This window comes from Paenibacillus sp. alder61 (assembly GCF_020179875.1).
GTDB lineage: Bacteria > Bacillota > Bacilli > Paenibacillales > Paenibacillaceae > Fontibacillus > Fontibacillus faecis.
In genome coordinates this window covers 14,235-33,697 of the sequence record NZ_JAIUDG010000016.1, presented here as the reverse complement: position 1 = coordinate 33,697, position 19,463 = coordinate 14,235, and the positions used below count along the sequence as shown (strand labels likewise).

Sequence of the window (19,463 nt, the reverse complement as noted above, 5' to 3'; positions counted from 1 at the left end):
ATCCCGGTCCTGGCGACCGGGATTTTTTGTTTCCTGTTCTACGGAGGGCGGCGTTATATGGCGTTATATCAGCTTATGCGCGTACCACTTTTTGCCGCGGAACCGCCACAGGAAAATCGCCCCGCGAACGCCCCATTCGCAGTTCATCGCCAGCCAGACTCCGAGAATGCCGAAATTCAGCGTAATCCCCAAAATATACCCGAGGATGACGCGGAACAGCCACATCGTCAGCATCGAAGTGATAGAAGTGAATTTCGAATCGCCGGCGGCCCGCAGAGCCGAGGGCAGAATAAAACTGATCGCCCAGAGCGGTACCTGGGCCAGCGTGTTGACCAGCAGGACGAGGAAGATGTCGTCCACAATTTCCGGCGGCGGATCAAACAAGCCTACCAAAGGCCGGAAAAACGGCATCAAAATCAGTCCGATCAGCGCGAGGGAGATCGATCCCAGCCAAAGAAAGGACTTGATGAACTTCCGCGCATCGGCGATATTTCCGCGTCCGATGCACTGCCCGACCACCGTCACGATCGCCAGGGACATCGCGCTGGCGGGAATCTGGAATACCATGGCGAGCGAACCGCTGATCGCGTTGGTCGCGATGGCATAGGTCCCCAAGCTGACGATGAACACCTGGGTCAACAATTTCCCTCCGTTGAAAAACATCTGTTCCGCCGCAAACGGCACGCCGATGAACATAATTTTGCGCAGCATCGACAGCGGAAAATGAAAGAGATCGCGAATGCGCAAATGCAGCGTGACGTCGAGTTTGAACAAATAATACAGCGCGCACGCCGCCCCCGCGTAACGGGCGATGTTTACCGCGATCGTCATGCCTACCACGCCCATATGAAGCAGCGTAATGAAGACGATGTTGAGCAGCACGTACAGCAGGTTCATAATCAGCGACAGGGCCAGCGAGGCCCGGGTCTTGCCGATCCCCCGCAAGGCGCCGCAGACCGCTTGAACCACCGCGATGCCCGCATACGAAATACTGCTGCCGATCAGATAAACCCTGGCGTTGCCGAGGACCTCCGCCGAGGCCGTCCCGAACAGCACGTTCAGCACCGGGTTGTGAAAGCCCATGATCAGCAGGCCGATAGCCAAAGCGATCATCGCCACCGCCGTCACGGTAGCCGCCGAGGCCCGGGATACCATCGAATCGTTGCCGCTGCCCTTGTACTGGGCCACCACCACGGTGCCCCCGGTCGCCACGGCGACAAACACGTTGATCAAGAAAATATTGAGCGAATCCACCATATTCACCGCACTGACCGCGGCCACACCGGAGGAACTGATCATGGCGGTATTCACCAGGTTAAGCCCGACGATGAAGGCCTGGTCGATCAGAATCGGAATAAAGAGGGCGATAATCTGCCGGTAATCCATCGTCTCGCCGGTAAAATATTTGTTCAAAATCGCGGGATTCCGCAAACGCTCGGGTAAACGAATCACTATTCATCACATCTTTACTTTTAAAATGGAAAAAACCCTTCGGAATGAAGAGCTTTTGCAAAAGAGAACTATAGAAATCGATCACTCATTATATAAACCGTATCTGTTTGAACATATCACTCGGGGTCGGTTATGTCAATGAACCGGGTCATGCGGGTTCTATAAACATCGTGACGCCGTTCTTCGGCGGCGTACCTGCCACCGCCGGGCCTGAAGGTTCGACGGACCGGCGAAAATTCTAACGGAAGCCATAGCGGCTATTTCGTCCTTTCAGGGCAAAACGGAATTCTAACGGACGCAGTAGCCGCTATTTTGGTAAAAGGAGGTCGTTTGACGAGGAAATTCGCAAATAGGCGCTACTATTTCCGTTAGAATTCGGAAAGAGCCACTTTTGGCGAAATAGCGGTTATTATGTCCGTTAGAGCAACCGATTGAGGGGAACTCGCGTCCGCCCGGCGTGGTTGCCGACGGAATGGCAAGAGCCGGTATGACAGTAACCGGAGAGTTGATCGGCCAATGCATCGCTAAATATCGTGCCCCCGTTCTTCGGCGTCGTACCTGCCACCACTGAACCAGGGAATACCAAAATAAAATATGAGCTATCACATACACAGGATACCCCGCCCTATTGGACAAGATGGGCGGTATCTTTGTATCTGGATAGCGGAACTTCGGGTCAACTTGGCTCGAAGTTGTTTTTTAGAGGAAAGAAGGAAATGCACATGGCAACTCCCCGCCTTATCACCCGTCACACTGGAAGCGGCAAGTGTCAATACACTTGCTCTGCTTGCCGGTTAGTGAAAATCTTTTTCTACTGCTTTTGCAATAGCTTAAATTCGTTTCTATAAAAGTCAATCAAGCCGTCCCGCTTCATCCATGCAAGCTCTCTGGATAAAGCACTTCGATCTACATCTAAATAATCGGCCATCGCTTCTCTATCAAAAGGAATAGTAAAAGCTTCTGTTCCAGTTTCACGCATAACCCTTGTTAAATAAGTTAAGACCTTATCCCGAATAGTAGGCATAATCAGACAATCATTTCGGTCATGCAGTTCTAACGCTCGTTCTGCAATACTATCAAAAAGATTGCCAAGTAATTGTTCGTGCACCATACATAACTTCGTACAACGGCTCAATATGCTTTTGATAGGAATAAACAGAACCTCAAGCGGTTCTATTGCCTGTACTGACATAGGGCATCTTCTTCCACGGCTAGCCGCTGTTAAAACTGCGGTATATCCACCCGGATGATGGAGGGATACAATAATTTGTTTTCCTGTGACACTCAATTTCGTACTTTGAGCGCTGCCCTGCAATATGATGCCGACATCATCAACTAAATCGCCTTCACGGACAACCATCTCGTCTTTTGCATATTCTTTCCGTGTGGCTGACAGACATTTAAGCATTTGGGGAATATCATTTGGGGAAATCCCCGAAAATAAACGTGATTGACATAGGGAATCTAAGTTGTTCATGAGAGGATCCTCGTTGCACGTGCAACATACTTTTTCTTTTTACTATCCTATATTAATCATAAATACACAAGAAGTTTAGTCACCTTTTCTAACGTCAGAATGGAGGAAACACAATGCAAGGGAAAGAGAATTCAATAAAAGCGAGAAATCGACTATTAGCCTCAAAGGTTATTAAAAATCTGCAAAGCAGAAAGTTTGAGGCTTATTACTGTGATAACGCCAAAGAAGCTGTAGAAAAGGCACTATCATTTATTCCGGAACATTCTTCGGTATCATGGGTGGGTCAGTCACGCTTGAGGAAATCGGGCTTCTTAATCGAGTACGTCAAGGCAGCTATATAATCACTGATCGTGATAAAGCGCAAACAATGGAGGAACGTTATGACCTCATGCGCCAATCTCTTTTGTGCGACACCTATTTAACGAGCTTTAACGCCGTTAGCGAAGATGGCATATTGGTCAATATCGACAGTGTGGGCAATCGAACGGCGGCGATTACCTTTGGACCGAAAAGTGTTATTGCTGTCGTTGGGATGAATAAGGTTTGCAAGACCGCTGATGACGCAGTTATAAGAGCCAGAACATATGCGGCCCCCATTAATGCATACCGCTGTTCGTGCTCGTCCAGCCCGTTTTTACATTCGCCGCAAAAAACGCCCTGTCTGATCAACGGTGCTTGTGGAGATTGTAAAACAGATGATTGTATCTGTTCTTACATCGTCCAAACAAGAATGTGTAAAACAGCGGGGAGAATAAAGGTTATCCTCGTTGGTGAATCTTTGGGATTTTGATTTGAAGGTGTTGAACCGCCTTGCCTATCCCATAACTACACGGACGCAGGGAGCTTGATTGAAAATCCGTTTGTGCAGATGAATGTACGGTTTATCAGCTTGACAGAGGATTGACAGCTACTTGAACCCGGACAGCATTTCCAATCTCATTGTGCCGATTGCGGCAAGGCTATGAGTCGCAGTCAGGTAAAAGGCACTGTGTACTACTTTTGCCGCACCTACAAAAACCAGTCAAAATCGGCTTGCACCGAACATTCCATTAAGCATAATCGACTGGGAGCGGCGGTATTGTTATGCCATTCAACAACAGGTATATCTTGCGGTACACTATGCTAACTTTTTAGAATAAATCAGATCCGCACCGCTTCAAAAAAGCCAGTCCACTCGGATTGAAGCCTTAATAGAGCAAAAGAAAAGAAACACTCCAAAATCATGCGTTACAAGCGATCCATTTATCAGGATTGGAAAGACGGAGAAATCACTCACAGTGATTACCGTCACATGATTAAAGATTACGAACGGCAAATAGCCGCTTTGGGCGAAGTTTTGAAAAACCTCCACGCAGAGCGTGAGGAACTGCAAAATGGCATTACCGATGAAAGCTCTTGCTTAGTAGTTTTTTAGAAGTTTGAAACTATCGACAAGCTGACAAGAGAGGTTTTGATTGAGCTTGTAGACCATATCAAGGTACATGAGAATGGCAACCTCAGTGTAAAGTTTAAGGTTGCCGACCAGCTACGCCGAGCAATGGAATACATTGAAATCACTACCCAATCCGAAGCGGTTTAATAGGCCGCTAATAAAAAGGCAGTTTGTTTTCCTAATAAAACTGAGTCAACCGGGCCTGAAGGTTCGACGGACCGGCGAAAATTCTAACGGAAGCCATAGCGGCTATTTCGTCCTTTCAGGGCAAAACGGAATTCTAACGGACGCAGTAGCCGCTATTTTGGTAAAAGGAGATCAGTTTGACAAGGAAATCCGTAAATAGGCGCTACTATTTCCGTTAGAATCGGGAAGGAGCCTCTTTTGGCGAAATAGCGGCTATTATGTCCGTTAGAGCAAAAGAACGCCGCATCTACCCTACTTAAAAACCGGTTATTCTGAAAGAGACGAGGGCAGGGAGCGAAAACGGCGGTTCAAGACAAGGCAAGCCCGATTAAGGCCACGCCACACCTCGCCCGGCACCTAATCCTACACCTAGCCCTCATCTAGCTCTACACCTAACCCTCACCTAACTCTATACCTAGCCCTACACCTAGCTCTACACCTAGCCCTACACAGCTCTACACCTAGCCCTCACCTAGCTCTACACCTAACCCCACCCCTATGCCTTCGGGCAAAAAAGCCGCCTCCCGGCCCGATAGCCGGAAGGCGGCGCTCGCCCTTTTAGCGGGCGGCCAGGTCTGCGACCTGCTCCGCTGTAAGGGCGCCTTTGTAGACATGCAGCTCATCGAGCATGCCTTGGAATGGCGGGTCCCACCAGTTCACGCCCAGGGCGAAGGTGCCCTGATCGTCCGTGAATATATCGGGGAATCCCGTTCCCGTAAATTTCGCCTCGCCATTCACGTAGACCGTCACTTTGCCCCGATTTACGGTAAAAGCCAGGTGGGTCCACGCACGCAGCGGCGTGCTCCCCCCGGTGACGGCGTCGTACCAGGCCGATCCGGACCAGAGCTTGGAGGATGTGCCTGCGCCTGCGCCTTCCCCTTCGCCTACGCTCCCTCCGTCGGCGGCCTCCGGACCGGCCGGAAGCAGGCTGATCCAGCTGTTGTTGGTCTGCGCGCCGAAAAAGGCCGGTGTGTAAGTCGTCAGCCGTTCGGCGTACACCCACATCGTCACCGAGTAGTTTGGACTGGAGATCAGTCCTTTCGGCAGAAGGACGCCCGATTTCCCGTCAAACACGGCCGCCTTCCCGTTAACACCGTCGGCAAAGCCGATCACGCCGCCTTTGGAAACGTCGTCGATTTTCTCGCCAACGACCGTCCCGGCGCCCGCGCTGCCGGCCACATCCGCCAAGTTCCCCTCAAAGGAGAACTTCGCCGTCAGTTCGGCCGGCGGCTCCACTCCGTCCGGGCGGGCACCCGCCAGCTTGGCGACAACCGCGTCCGTGATCGGGACGTTGTAGACGCGCACTTCATCCATCCGGCCTTGGAACGGCGCATCCCACCAATTGACGCCCAAGCCGAAAGACTCCTGGCCGGTTTTAAAGACATCGGGGAATCCCGTCCCCGAGTATTTCAACACGCCGTCGACATAGACCTTAACCATATCCCCGTCGACGGTAAAGGCGATGTGCGTCCATTGGTTGGCGCGGATTCGCGACCCTGTCGTGCCGTCGTACCACGCTTCGCCGGACCACAGCATCGTGTTGTTGTCCCAGGCCTGCGGAACGAGACTGATCCAGCTTCGGTTCGTGCCGCCGAAGAAGGTTGTCGTGTTGGCCGTATGTTTTTCCGGATTCAACCACAGCGAAACCGAGTATTTGTTCCCTCGGATTAATCCGTCCGGCAGCCGGACGCCGGAAGCCCCGTCGAACACGGCCGCTTTGCCGTGCACGCCCTCGCCGAAGGTGATGTTTCCGCCTGAGGATTTATCGATCCGGTCCCCCGTGACGACCCCAACGCCAAACCGGCCGGACGAATCCTCCAGATTTTCCTCGAACCCATAGTGCGCCACCAACCCGGCTGCGATGTCCACCGGGACGACAACGATGGAAAAGGTTTTGGCGGCGGAAGCGTTCCCTTTGGTTATCGTCGCTGTCAAAGTAGCCGTCCGGTTTGGTTCTCCCGGCTCCGGCGGAGAAATCACCCCTTGATCGGTGATGACGCCGGGGTCCGAGGACTTCCACGAAATAACCGTCCCCCGGGCTCCGCGCGCCGGCAGCGCCAGATTTGCCATCACCCGCCCCGTATCGCCAAGGGTCAAGGCTTGGCGGACGTCCGCCACGAGGCTCTCGTCGCTTTTATCCGGCTGCCGGATACCCCAAACCGTTTCCCCCGCCGCCGAGCTGGCGGTGAAGGTCATCGTTTCCGCTCCCCGCGTCTCATCCCACTGACGGACGAACACCCCGTCATAAGTTACCCCGTTCAGCGTGAGGGACGCCCGGTAGCCGTCGCTTAAGCTCCAGGTGCCCGTCACGTCGCCCGCCACCGTCCGGTCCTCCTTCAGCCGGATCGCTACGGACTTCGTAATCCCGCCGGAGTAAGCCAAACCGTGATTGACGAACTTGTAATCCCCCGTTATATCCCGGGCGCTGACCGGCTGAACCGTCTCCCCGGTATAGCGCGCAGGCGCCGTAACCAGCCAACCGTCCTTGTTCAAAAAGAGCTGATGCACCCGGACTTCATGAGCTTCGCCTTTTTGCGGAAAGCGGGTATGGAAGATCAGGAATCGCTTGCCCGTCGCCTCGTCAAAATACAGCGAATTGTGCCCCGGGGACACGTAACCGTAACCCTGGCCCGAGCCCGGATCGCCGATCTCCCGTTCGAACAGGAAATTGCCGATCATCTTGGTGCCATAAGCGGTATTGGCCGTCGATCGGTCCGGCAGCACCGCTCCTTTTCCTTCGGCATCCACATAAGGCCCCTCCGGTGCAAGCGCCCGGAACAGTCTCATGTTGTAGCCGCCGTTGGCCGCCAAGCCGCCGTAAGTCACGGTCAGATAATAATACCCGGTCTCCTCGTCGTAAAGGATGAACGGACCCTCGCCGGACTTCGTATACCCGCCGGCAATATGCGTGCCGAAGTAACGGTCGATCATCCGGCCGTCCGCCGTTCGGCCGTCCTGTCCCGGATATTTGACCCGCCCTGTCGCCGGGTCGAGCTCCAGGACGAAAATCCCGCCGGACCAGGAGCCGTAAGTCATCCACAGCTTGCCGTCCTTGTCGTAGAACAGCGTCGGATCGATCGCGTTAGGATAGGAAGCGTTGTTGTAGGAACCGTTGCTGTTGAACCAGTCGGTTTTGACGCCCGGCAAATCGCCTTTTTCAATCAGAGGCTTGATATTGGTGTTATCCCATTTTTTATTGACAGCGCTGTTGTTGTCGTAGGCTTCATCCCGCGTGAATCCGGTGTAAATGACCGTGTCCACGTAACGGTAAGGGCCCTCGATCTTCTTGGACACCGCATAACCGATCGCGGACCGGATGTAGGTGGACGAGGCGCTGTAGTACATCATGTAGGCTCCGGTAGTGCCGTCTTCATTTTTGTAATCTTTATTCCAGAACACATCCGGCGCCCAGACGGCAAACCCGCCCTTGCTGTCCGCGTCGTCCTCCCCGGCCCAGGCGAACGAGGCCGCCAGATTGGCGGACAGGTCGCCGTACAGCACGTTCCCCGGCGTGTCGTACCCGTTCGTAAATCGCGTCCAGTGCATCAGGTCCGTCGATTTTGCCGCTTCGATGTGCGAACCGAATACATAATAAGCGCCGCCGTCCTTGATGATCGAAGGATCATGCACGGACACATCGGTGAAGGACGGGAGGCCGGTCCCCGGTGACGGATTCGGAACCGGCGCCGGCCCGCCGCCTCCAGGCGAGGAAGAACCGCCGGAACCGGAGGTTCCCGAGCCAGAGCCGGAGCCCGGGCTCGTGCCCGCGCCTCCGGACGCCGCACCCTGTCCCTGCTCTTGCGCTTGCCCTTGTTCCTGACGGACCAACCGGCTGTCGGCGGAAACGATCTTTCCTTTCCCGGTGACAGGAATGGTTTGGCCGCCTCGAATGTCGACGCTCTCGATAACGCTGTCCTCTTCGATATGAATCGATACGGCACCGGATACGGCGGTGACCCGCTTCACCGATGTCGCGCCCCGGGCGTCGAGCTGGATACGGCCTCCTCCTTGTTTATCCATAACGATTTCCGCCACATCCGAGTCGATCAGCGAGAGCGTGTCCTTCCCTCCGCCCCATACGAACACCTTGCCGCCGATCTTTACGTTTCGCAGCACAACCTCCCCGCCGCCCATCGCTTCGGAAAGATAAAGGTTGCCGGGAATCACCGCATCCTTCAAGGTCACCCCTCCGCGTTGAATGATCCTATTCCGCGCAGAATCTCCGCCGTACGTTCCGGGCGCAAGCAGCACTTTGCCGGAGAGGCGGTTCAGCAGGGCGACCGCCTCGGCGCGGGTAACGGGCCGGGCCGGGTTAAAGGCGCCGTCCGCCGACCCTTTTACATAACCGCCGCTCCACAAGGCGGCCGCCGCCGGCCGGCTCCATTCCGGCATGGACGCCAGGTCCCGAAGCCCGGGGGTAACGCCGTCCGCAGCCGGCTCCAGGCGGAACGCCCGGAACAGCATCACCGCCGCTTCCTGCCGGGTGACGAAATCCGCGGGGCGAACGGTCCCATTGTCAAAACCGTTCATATACCCCGCCGCAACCGCCTTCCCGATTTCCGGATAGGCGGCGTCTTCGGGTTTTAGATCGGTAAAGGCCGCGCCGCCGATCTCGGCAAAACCCAGCACCCGATTGACGAGCGCCGCAAACTCCGCTCGCGAGATCGGCCGATCGGGCCGGTACGTGCCGTCGCCATAACCGCGGATCCAGCCGTTTTGAATCCAGGAGGACCATTCCTTCTCCGCCCAGTGTCCCTGTAAATCGGAGCCCGATTTCGCCGCGGCCGCGTAACCGAAACCCAACATATTCGACGGCCACAACAGCGTCCAAACCAGCGCTGCGACCAGAAACTTGCCGAACCTTCCCTTCACGGACATCTCTCCTTATTACCGATTCTTTTGAACCCTTGCTATGCTCCAAACTACTCCACAGTTAACGTCACTACGGACATCGGCGGAAGCTTGAGCTGCAGACGATCGGCCTGTATGGTCACGTCCGAGAAGTCCACCGGTTTCACGGCATCGGGGCGCTCGAAGGTGTTGTGGGCATTCATCGATGCCGCGGTCAGCAGGGTGCCCGATACCTTGGCCTCGCTAGACCGAGCGCCGCCGCGCAGCTCCAGGCTCAGTTCCGCGCCGTTTTGGTGGTCGATGTTGCACAAGCTGATATGCACCTTCCCGCTGTCATTCCTTGAAGCGGATACCGTGACTTGCGGCAACTTCTCCCCGTTGTACTCGTAGCTGCCGAAGGAGGAATCGACCGCCAGCCGCTCCGCGTCCTGATGCACCTTGTACATGTCGAAGACGTGGTACGTCGGAGTCAGGATCATCTTTTCGCCTTCCGTCAAAATCATCGCCTGCAGTACGTTCACGGTTTGCGCAATGTTCGTCATATGCACGCGGTCGCAATGGTTGTGGAAAATATTAAAGTGAAGACCGGCGACCAAAGCGTCGCGAATCGTGTTTTGCTGATACAGGAAGCCCGGATTCGTGCCCGGTTCCACGTCAAACCAGGTGCCCCATTCATCGATGATCAGGCCGACCCGCTTGTCGGGGTCGTATTTGTCCATAATCGTGCTGTGCTTCGTAATCAGCTCATCCATATGAAGCGCTTTCTTCATCGTGATGAACCACTCGTCCTCCGGAAAATCAAGCGCCGATCCTTTACCCAGCCAGAAGTCGCCCGGAATCGTATAGTAGTGCAGGCTCAAGCCGTCCATCAGCCAGCCGGCATGTTTCATCAGCACTTCCGTCCAGTTGTAGTCGTCCACATTGGCTCCGCCCGCGATTTTGTAAAGTTTGTTATCGCCGTAGTTGCGCACGTAAGTCTGGTAACGCCGATACAGATCGGCGTAGTACTCCGGCCGCATATTCCCGCCGCAGCCCCAGTTCTCGTTGCCGACGCCGAAATACTTCAGCTTCCAAGGCTGCTCACTGCCGTTTTGGGCGCGCCAGGCCGCCATCGGGGACTCCCCGTCGAACGTCATGTACTCCACCCACTCGGACATCTCTTGAACGGTACCGCTGCCTACGTTGCCGCAAATATACGGTTCGCACTCCAGCAGCTCGCAGAGCAGCATGAACTCGTGAGTGCCGAAATGGTTATTTTCCACCACGCCGCCCCAATGCGTATTGACCATCCGCTTCCGTCCCTCGCGCGGACCGACGCCGTCCTTCCAATGATATTCGTCGGCAAAACAGCCGCCCGGCCAGCGCAGTACCGGTACTTTGATCCGCTTCAACGCTTCGAGCACGTCGTTGCGAATGCCCTGCGTATTCGGTATGAGGGAGTCCTCTCCGACCCAAATCCCCTCATAGATGCATCTGCCCAAATGCTCCGCAAAATGGCCGTAGATGTTCCTGTTGATTTTCCCCTTCACGATATCGGTATTGATAATGACTTGGTTCGCCAAATCCACTCGCCTCCATGTCTTTTGTCTTTGTCTTCTTGGTCTTGGGTTGTTTCCCGTGCTTCCCTAATTCGAGAGTTTCCAAAGCTCAGCCTTTGAGCCCGGAATTCAGATTGATCGATTGAAGGAAATGCTTTTGCGCAAACAAAAACAGAACCAGCGTAGGAATGATCGCCAATATAGCCGACCCCACCAGTTGCCCGATCATCCGGTAGTTGCCGTAAATGTCCTGCAGGAGCAGCAATCCGGCCGTCACCGGCATTTTGTCGACATCGGTGTATACGATGACCGGCCAGAGGAAATCGTTCCATGAGCCGATAAAAGAGAACAGTCCGCACACGATCAGCACCGGCTTGATAAGCGGCAGAATGACAGAGTAGTAAATCCGGAAATCGCTGGCGCCGTCCACGCGGGCCGATTCGTCCAGCTCGGTCGGAATCCCCTTGAGGAACTGTCTGACGAGGAAGATGTTCCCCATGCCGGCCAGCCCCGGAATAATCATCGCCCAGGCGGTGTTGACCCAGCCCAGCGCATCGATGATTTTGTAGGAAGGAATCAGGTTGACGACTCCCGGAAAAAAGGAGATGCCGAGCAGCGTAAAAAACAGCGTATCCCTGCCCTTAAAGTTGATGCGCGTGTACCCGTAGCCGGTCAACGAAATGACGACAACCACCAGGAAGGTATGGGTGATCGCGATGAACAGCGAGTTAAACAGCCAGCGCAGAATCGGCGCGGTTGAAGTGTTTTCCAGAATCGCCTTGTAGTTCTCGAAGTTCCAGCTCTCCGGCAGCAGCCGGAACCCGCTGGAGACGACTTCGGCTTCCGTCCGGAAGGACGTAGTAATCCCGAACAGCACCGGGATAATCCAGATCAAGCAAAGCACGATTAAAAACAAATAGGCCAAATATTTGGATAGATTGATTTTTTTCAGCATGATGCCTCACCCACCTCTCCTTTAGGAAGCATTCCGGTTCATCACATAGTACTGCATGGCGGAAATGACCAGGATCACCAGACCCAGCAGCACCGCCATCGCGGACGCCATCCCGGCGATAGACTCCCCGTGGCCGAACGCCAACTGGCGGATATACATCATCAGAACGTGCGTGCTCTGCTGCGGGCCGCCTTTGGTCATCATCAACGGCTGGCCGAAAACGTTAAAGGCCCCGCCCGTCGTCATCACGAAGGTATAGATGAGCGGAAAACGGATCGACGGCAGCGTAATGCTGGTAAATTTCCGGATGGAGCCGGCCCCGTCCATTTCCGCCGCTTCATAAAGGTCCTTCGCCACGCCGTTGATGGAGGCGCGGTAAATGATCATGTTGCCGCCGACACCGCCCCAAACCGTGATCACGATAATGATGATCCAGGCGTAAGGCTGATTCGCCGGCCACGGAATTTGCGAACCGAACACGTTGCCGGTGATTCCGAGCTGCTTGTTGAAGATCAACAGCCAGATCAGCGCCGCCGCGGAGATCGAAATCAGTCCGGGAATGTAGAGAATGGACTGCATGAGCCCCTTCATTTTGACCTTCTTATGCTCCAGCGCCACCGCGACCATCAGCGGGATCACGATAAGAATCGGAACGCTGAGACCCACGAAGATCAAGGTGTTCTTCATTCCGTTCATAAATTGAGCGTTAAAGGTGGAAGTGCTGTCGAACAATATCGTTTTATAGTTTTCAAAACCTACCCAGACCGGGTCCCCGAGCAAATTCCACTTCGTGAACGAAGCGTAAATCCCGTAAATCGTCGGCACCAAAATAAAGACGATAAACAAGATCAGATGGGGACCAATAAAGAAGTAAGGTGTAAAAGATCTCTTTTTCATTATTGTCCCGCCGCCTTGTTGTTCTCGGCGATTTTGTCTTCGACAAACTTCTGCATGGTGGCCAAAGTTTCATCGAGGTCCACGTTGCCGCGGACGATATCCGCGCAATACGTGTCTACCGCTTCGGCAATGTACGGATAATGCTCATACGTATAGATGTAAAGGGATTCAATTTCCTTTTCGTCGGAAGTAAAGAAGGATTGGATGTAGTTTTTGTATTCCGGGCTTTCGATGACCTGCTTACTGGCGACGATCTGCCCGGCCTTCGCCCATTCCATGGAATTCTGACGGATGAACTCCAGGAAGGCGCCGATGCCCTGCTCCTTCTCATCCGTGCGCTTCTCGTTGGTCAGCATGGCGAACAGGTGCGAGGAAGCCCGGTTCGTGAATTTGTCGGGCGTCGGCGAGTAAATGTTGGTCACGCCGAAGTTAAGCCCTTCCACTTTGGCGTGTGCGGTGGAACTCCAGGTCCCGTCCGTGGAGAAAAGCACGTGCCCGCCTTGGAACATCAGGTACCCGTCCTCGCCGAACGGAGTCATCAAACCCGCATCGGCGATTTTTTTCACGCTCTCAAACGCCTTTTTCATCACTTCGGTGTTGACGGCCGGCTTGCCGTCCTGCTGGATGTCGCCGCCCAGGTTCTGCACCTGAGCCAAGATGACCCAGCCGAGGAGCGCGTCGTTGACGACATAATCCCCCTCGTCCAGCTTGCCTTGGAGGGACAGCATCTCATCGATCGTGACTACGTTATCGTCCAGGAAAGATTCGGCGTTATATTTCTTCAGCAGGTCCTTGTTGTAATACATCACGTTGCTGTGAATATCCAGGGGAACCGTATACTGCGTGCCGCTGATCGTGCCGGTCGACCAGGCCTGGGGCAAATAGTTGTCCTGCTTGAGTTCCGGCTGGGCGGACAGCACCCCGGTCAACGGTTCAAGCACGCCTTGCTTCACGAACCCCGGCACGCGGTCGGCGTGAATGATGGCCAGGTCGGGTACCCCTTTGCCGGAATTGATGACTGTGGAAATTTTGGTGTACATATCCGAGGTAATGACGTGCTTCACTTTAAATTCCGGATTGGTCGCGTTGTATTCCTTGACGATTTGGTCCATGTAAGCCCCGTCGTCCCCGGTCAACGGCGTCCAGAAGACGATGGTGTTTTTGTCCGATCCGCTTCCGCAGGCCGAAAGTAAAGCGCTGAATATAGCTGTCAGCAAAATTAAAGAAATGGTTTTTCTTTTCAATTTGTTCTCCTCCTCGATTTCTTTCTACATGCATAAGTCCCGGTTACCACGCTGCAGTTCCCAGATGCCGTTGCCCCCACTAGTCCTTTAGATGTACGTACATGTTTAGACGATTATGGAACCCCCTCTCGCTGGATAACCAGCTATAGCAAGCTAAAAGCTGTTTTATCCTTAACTAAAAGAGAACTTATTAGCGATGTATTTGTTGTAAGCGCATTCTATGTAACAAATATTAATTTACATGTTCGTACATGTCAATCGTATTCATCATTTTTGTACGTACATATTTTTATGTGTATTTTTCTGCTTCTTATTTATTCATAGTAAATTCGCGTCCGATTTGATACGATAGTTTTGTTTACAGATTGGGCAGCTTAGTGTTATAGGCTAATCATATAGATCGAAGTGGTGATACCGTGTCGGTGCAAAAAACAAAATACAGTATGGTCAAGGAACAAATTACGGAATGGATTCGGGACGGCAAGGTGAAGCCCGGAGATAAGATATATTCGGAGAAGGAGCTCTCCGGCATGTTCGGGGTCAGCCGTCACACCGTCAGGCAGGCGATCGGGGCTCTGGTGCATGAAGGCTTGCTTTACAGGGAGCAAGGGGCGGGGACGTTTTGTTCCGCAAGCCCGAATTTATCGGTCAACGAATCGCATGCGGGTGCAAGTTTGGGGCCAGGTTTGAGTGCAGGTTTGAGTGCAGGTGTAGGTGCGGGGCCTTCCGGCTTCTCTCCCGCTAACGTCAATCGGAAGAACATCGGCGTCATAACGACCTACATCTCCGATTATATTTTTCCCTCGATTATCAAAGGCATCGAATCTTATTTGACCGCCGAAGGCTATTCTCTCACCTTGGCTTGTACGGACAACGATGTGGAGAAGGAGAAACAATGCCTGCAGGCGATGCTGGACCGCGGGATCGACGGGCTGATCGTAGAGCCGACGCGAAGCAGTAATTACAATCCGAATATCAATTACTATTTGACGCTCGAGCAGAAACAGATCCCCTATCTGATGATCAACCAATTTTACTCGCAGTTGATGCCCCCCCATCTAATCGTGAATGATGATCTCGGCGGCTTTATGGCCACGGACCATTTGATCCGGCTCGGCCATGAACGTATCGTCGGGCTGTTCAAAACGGATGACCTGCAGGGGGTCAACCGGATGAAGGGATTCATTCGCGCCTTTCGCGAGAACCAGGTCACCTTTTTTCCGGAAATGGTTCTGACGTATACGACCGAGGAACAAAGCAGTGCGGTGATTCGGCGCCTGGAGCCCTTCTTTAACGGAACTTCGCCCCTTCCCACCGCTATCGTCTGCTACAATGATCAATTGGCCTTGGCCGTGCTGGACCTGTTGAGGAGACAAGGCCTTCGGGTACCGGATGAGGTTTCGATCGTCGGATTCGACGATTCCCCTCTGGCGGAAGCATCCGAGGTAAAGCTGACCTCGGTGACCCATCCCAAAATGGAAATGGGCACGGATGCGGCCAAATGGATCGTCGCCGCGGTCGAGGGCAGAGAACAGCCGCCCCAGTCCGTCGTATACGAGCCCAGATTGGTCATCCGCAGTTCCACTGCGCCGGTAAAGGGAAGCGAACGCGAAGGATGAAGCGGCCGGCCGGTCTTCTTGTCCCTCGGCCTGCCCCTAAGGTATATTGTTGATGTTGATAGATTAGAGAAACGAAAGAGGATACCCAATGGCAACGATTCACGATGTGGCCGCCAAGGCCGGCGTCTCCGTCACTACGGTATCCCGGGTGCTGAACAACCGGGGATACATCAGCGAAACGACGCGAAAAAAAGTATACGATTCCATGGATGCGCTCGGGTATCAGCCGAACGAGATCGCCCGGTCCCTGCTTCGCAAGCAGTCCAATATTCTGGGTGTGATCGTCCCCAGCGTTTCTCACCCCTTCTTCAGCGAACTGACGGACCGGGTGGAGTATTACGCCTATCAGAAAGGGTACAAAGTGCTGTTATGCAACTCCCAACGCGATCCCATCAAGGAAAGGGATTATATCGAAATGTTGAAGCGCAACCGGGTGGACGGGATTTTTATGGGGAGCCATACTTTGGAAGTGGAGGAATACCAAAGCCTGCGCTCGCCGATTCTGACCTTTGACCGGAAGATCGGGGAGGAGATTCCGTTTATCAGCTCGGACAACTACGAAGGCGGCCGCCTGGCCACCGAACGCCTCATCGCGCTCGGCTGCCGCAAAATCGCGCATATTTGCGGGAACTTGCAGCTGGATTTGCTGGCCAACCGGAGAACGAGCGCTTTTCTTGACGTGGTCCGCCAGCACGGTACCGAGCATCTGATCATTCAAACGGACATGAACGTGTTCGATCAGGCCAAGTACGAAGAGCTGCTGAGCCAGCTGTTGAAGGAGCACGCGGATATCGACGGCATATTCGCCACAAGCGACATTATCGCCGCCTTCGCCATCAAGGAGTGCAAGCGAGTCGGCAAAAAGGTCCCCGAAGAAGTCAAAATCATCGGCTATGACGACGTGAGCGCAGCCCGCTGGGTAACGCCCGAATTGACTTCCATACGCCAGCCCGTTGACGAAATGGGTAAACTGGCCGTAGATTTGCTGTGCAGACAGGTGGAAGGGGAAAACGTCGATTTTGCCAATATCTTGCCAGTAGAACTTATTGTGCGGGATTCCGCGTAAAATGCTCTAACTAATTGCAGTAACTATACTATTTTCCGAGTGTATCGTGCCCAGGGGACGCCACACTTACGCGGAGCGCACAAGCCCGAGGCTTGCGGGGCTTTTTAACGCGAAGCCCGGAGATCTGGCGGGCACTTCAACGGTAGCCCGTGGCTATGCCGGGCATTCCAACGATAGCCCGAAGTTCTGACGGGCATTCTAACGGTAGCCCGGAGATCTGCTCGGGGATCTCAACGGAAGCCCGAGAATCTGCTCGGGGCATTTCAACGGAAGCCCGAAGTTCTGCTCGGGCACTCCAACGAGAACTCGAAGTTCTCCCGGGCATTCTAACGGAAGCCATAGCCGCTATTTCGTCCTTTAGGCATGTTTTGAAATTCTAACGGACGCAGTAGCGGCTATTTTGGCAAAATGAGGTCATTTGGACGCGATATTACCACAATAGGCGCTACTATTTCCGTTAGAATTTCGCAAAAGGGAAAATTCGCGAAATAGCAGCTATTATTTCCGTTAGATTTCCGTAAGCGTAGCTTTCGCGACATAGCGGCTATAATGGCCGTTATTGTTCCCCGGGGAGCACCGCACTTAACGCCGAGCGCATAAGGCCGAAGCCTGATGGGCATTTCGACGAAAATGCTAAGCTCTGCCGGACACTTCAACGGAAGTTCGAAGTTCGCCGGGCACTTCAACGGAAGCCCGAAGCTCTGCACGGGCACTTCAACGGAAGCCCGAAGATCAGCCAGGTATTCTACAGGAGCCTGAAGCTCACTCAGGTACTCCAACAAAAACCCGAAGATCACCCGGGAATCTAACGGAAGCCATAGCCGCTATTTCGTCCTTTAGGCATGTTTTAAAATTCTAACGGACGCAGTAGCGGCTATTTTGGCAAAATGAGGTCATTTGGACGCGATATTACCACAATAGGCGCTACTATTTCCGTTAGAATTTCGCGAAAGGGAAAATTCGCAAAATAGCAGCTATTATTTCCGTTAGATTTCCGCAAGCGTAGCTTTCGCGACATAGCGCCTATGGTGGCCGCGGCCAGGGCCATAAACGACCGCTTAATCCGCTCGGTAAGTTGAGTTCGATTTGTTACGGGAGCAAACCCGTCTTGAGGCAGCCCTTAATTTTTTACGCGATTTTTATGTCAAACGATTGACATATGTTAAACGTTTGACATACAATGATCTCGTAAATGATGCAAGCGATTACATTTAACAGGGGGAAACAAAGATGAAACGAGTATCCTGGATGAACATGACGGTCATGATCGCAATTTTGACGCTCCTCGTCTCGGCTTGCGGAGGCGGCAATCAGGCCGGCTCCAAAAACGCCGAAGGCGCCGGTTCCTCGGCCGGGGGCTCGGGCGGCAAGGTAAAAATCTCCTTGCTGAACTCCAAGGGAGAAATTCAAACCCAACTTGAGGCGGCGGCCAAAACGTTTGAAGCCGACCATCCCGGCATTACTCTCGAGATTATGGCGGCTCCGGCGGGAACCTCGCCTTTCGAACGCGCCTCGACCATGTACGCGTCGGGAAACCCGCCGACCATGATCATGCTGGATACGGGGGATGTCGAGAAATTCAAGGACCGGATCCTCGACTTGAGCGGTGAGAAATGGAACGCCGACATCGTGGAAAACGCGACGAGCCTGACAACGTTCGACGGCAAAAACCTCGCCTTTCCTCTGGCCATCGAAGGCTATGGTTTCATTTACAATAAGCCGGTACTCGATCAAGCGGTCGGCGGCCAATTTGATCCAAGTACGATAAAGACCAGAAGCGACTTGGAAAACCTGTTCAAACAAATCGAAGCTTCCGGAAAGAAAGCGCTGATTGTTTCGCCGATGGACTGGTCGCTCGGGGCTCACTTCCTGCCTCTGGCCTACGCTACCCAGAACAAGGATATGGCGGAAGTCAACAAATTTATCGATTCGTTGAAAGCGGGGCAAACGACCCTCGCCGACAACAAAGCTCTCAACGGACTGCTCGATACATTCGATCTGATGAAAGAGTACAACATCGATAAGAAATCCCCGCTCTCCGGCGTCTATGAGCGCGGTGCCGAGCTTCTCGGCAAGGGCGAAGTCGGCATCTGGTTCCAGGGCAACTGGGCATGGCCGCAGATTAAATCCTTTGATACGGCGAACGGCGAATACGGGTTTATTCCTGTACCGATCAGCGATACTCCCGACGATTTCGGAAACCGGGAAATCTCCCTGGCCACGTCCAAGCGGATTGTTGTAGACAAGGAAAAGAGCACGCCCGAACAGCAAGAAGCGGCTAAAGCCTTTTTGAACTGGTTGGTGTATGAGGAAAAAGGACAGGACTTCCTCGTGAATCAGACCAATATTATTCCTGCCTTCAAGAGCATCACCCTGCCGGCCGCCGATCCGCTCGGCCGCTCCATTCAGGAGTACATGGCGAAGGGTCAATTCCAGGAATCGATGAGCGTTCTGCCCGCCGACCACTGGGCCAAACTCGGCGCTTCCATGCAGAAATATTTGAGCGGCGCCGGAGACCGCGGCACCTTGATTCAGGAAATCGAAGAATATTGGAAAACCGTAAAGTAAACGAAGCTAAATCACAGCAAGGTCAAGCAAGTACAGCAAGCACAGCAATACAGCAAGTACAACAAGTTAAGCAGCAACGCAAGTTAAACAACGAAAGCAAGCAAAGCTACAAAAATCGGCTCATCCGCACGCAATTCATCAGCTAACAGAGAAAGGGCAAGCCTGGTCTTGTCCCTCT

Annotated in this window: 12 protein-coding genes and 5 pseudogenes; 8 read left to right on the top strand and 9 right to left on the bottom strand. The window is 53.6% G+C overall.

Annotated features, from left to right (window positions below; translation table 11 throughout):
- Nucleotides 1-63: 63 nt before the first annotated feature.
- Together LBW89_RS17480 and LBW89_RS17475 are read right to left on the bottom strand one after the other, a co-directional pair.
- On the bottom strand, nt 64-1,386 hold the full coding sequence (locus tag LBW89_RS17480; protein WP_211373339.1) for an MATE family efflux transporter: 1,323 nt from the start codon (nt 1,384-1,386) through the stop codon (nt 64-66).
- Nucleotides 1,387-2,263: 877 nt separating this feature from the next.
- A complete protein-coding gene (locus tag LBW89_RS17475; protein WP_225039692.1) occupies nt 2,264-2,929 on the bottom strand; it encodes a Crp/Fnr family transcriptional regulator in 666 nt (221 codons plus the stop codon).
- Between the two features lie 113 nt (nt 2,930-3,042).
- Between LBW89_RS17475 and LBW89_RS17470 the strand changes: the two are divergent.
- The 4 genes and pseudogenes from LBW89_RS17470 to LBW89_RS27740 all read left to right on the top strand — a co-directional run bounded on the left by LBW89_RS17470 (nt 3,043) and on the right by LBW89_RS27740 (nt 4,508).
- Nucleotides 3,043-3,719 (top strand): annotated as a pseudogene (locus tag LBW89_RS17470) (lactate utilization protein).
- 162 nt (nt 3,720-3,881) lie between these two features.
- Nucleotides 3,882-4,055, top strand: a pseudogene (locus LBW89_RS17465) (recombinase zinc beta ribbon domain-containing protein); the annotation flags it as partial.
- A 96-nt stretch (nt 4,056-4,151) separates the two neighbouring features.
- The gene (locus tag LBW89_RS17460; RefSeq protein ID WP_225039689.1) at nt 4,152-4,343 is read left to right on the top strand and encodes a hypothetical protein; all 192 of its coding nucleotides are present in this window, start codon (nt 4,152-4,154) and stop codon (nt 4,341-4,343) included.
- Nucleotides 4,344-4,355: 12 nt separating this feature from the next.
- Nucleotides 4,356-4,508, top strand: coding sequence for a hypothetical protein (locus LBW89_RS27740; RefSeq protein ID WP_318249405.1), 153 nt, complete (start codon nt 4,356-4,358; stop codon nt 4,506-4,508).
- Between the two features lie 597 nt (nt 4,509-5,105).
- On the opposite strand, the pseudogene LBW89_RS27935 reads toward LBW89_RS27740, so the two are convergent.
- The 7 genes and pseudogenes from LBW89_RS27935 to LBW89_RS17435 form a co-directional block, all read right to left on the bottom strand.
- Nucleotides 5,106-5,603, bottom strand: a pseudogene (locus tag LBW89_RS27935) (LamG domain-containing protein); the annotation flags it as partial.
- A 201-nt stretch (nt 5,604-5,804) separates the two neighbouring features.
- A pseudogene (locus tag LBW89_RS27930) lies at nt 5,805-8,198 on the bottom strand (LamG-like jellyroll fold domain-containing protein); the annotation flags it as partial.
- Nucleotides 8,199-8,840: 642 nt separating this feature from the next.
- Nucleotides 8,841-9,353 (bottom strand): annotated as a pseudogene (locus LBW89_RS27925) (S-layer homology domain-containing protein); the annotation flags it as partial.
- Between the two features lie 116 nt (nt 9,354-9,469).
- A complete protein-coding gene (locus LBW89_RS17450; protein ID WP_148455128.1) occupies nt 9,470-10,960 on the bottom strand; it encodes an alpha-N-arabinofuranosidase in 1,491 nt (496 codons plus the stop codon).
- Nucleotides 10,961-11,045: 85 nt separating this feature from the next.
- Nucleotides 11,046-11,891, bottom strand: a complete 846-nt coding sequence (locus tag LBW89_RS17445; protein ID WP_148455126.1) for a carbohydrate ABC transporter permease — start codon at nt 11,889-11,891, stop codon at nt 11,046-11,048.
- A 21-nt stretch (nt 11,892-11,912) separates the two neighbouring features.
- Nucleotides 11,913-12,788 (bottom strand): carbohydrate ABC transporter permease, encoded by an 876-nt coding sequence (locus LBW89_RS17440; protein WP_148455124.1) that lies wholly within the window; start codon nt 12,786-12,788, stop codon nt 11,913-11,915.
- Nucleotides 12,788-14,032: an extracellular solute-binding protein gene (locus tag LBW89_RS17435; RefSeq protein WP_225039687.1), complete on the bottom strand. Its 1,245-nt coding sequence runs from the start codon at nt 14,030-14,032 to the stop codon at nt 12,788-12,790. Before LBW89_RS17435 ends, LBW89_RS17440 begins: the two co-directional genes overlap by 1 nt.
- A gap of 443 nt (nt 14,033-14,475) precedes the next feature.
- Between LBW89_RS17435 and LBW89_RS17430 the strand changes: the two genes are divergently transcribed.
- From LBW89_RS17430 to LBW89_RS17415, 4 genes are all read left to right on the top strand, one after another.
- Nucleotides 14,476-15,651, top strand: coding sequence for a GntR family transcriptional regulator (locus LBW89_RS17430; protein ID WP_225039759.1), 1,176 nt, complete (start codon nt 14,476-14,478; stop codon nt 15,649-15,651).
- Between the two features lie 88 nt (nt 15,652-15,739).
- Nucleotides 15,740-16,717 (top strand): LacI family DNA-binding transcriptional regulator, encoded by a 978-nt coding sequence (locus tag LBW89_RS17425; RefSeq protein ID WP_148455119.1) that lies wholly within the window; start codon nt 15,740-15,742, stop codon nt 16,715-16,717.
- A 1,230-nt stretch (nt 16,718-17,947) separates the two neighbouring features.
- The gene (locus LBW89_RS17420; RefSeq protein WP_225039685.1) at nt 17,948-19,285 is read left to right on the top strand and encodes an ABC transporter substrate-binding protein; all 1,338 of its coding nucleotides are present in this window, start codon (nt 17,948-17,950) and stop codon (nt 19,283-19,285) included.
- Complete coding sequence (locus tag LBW89_RS17415) at nt 19,267-19,431, top strand: hypothetical protein (protein WP_225039684.1); 165 nt, start codon at nt 19,267-19,269, stop codon at nt 19,429-19,431. The genes LBW89_RS17420 and LBW89_RS17415 overlap by 19 nt, the downstream gene beginning before the upstream one ends.
- Nucleotides 19,432-19,463: the final 32 nt, after the last annotated feature.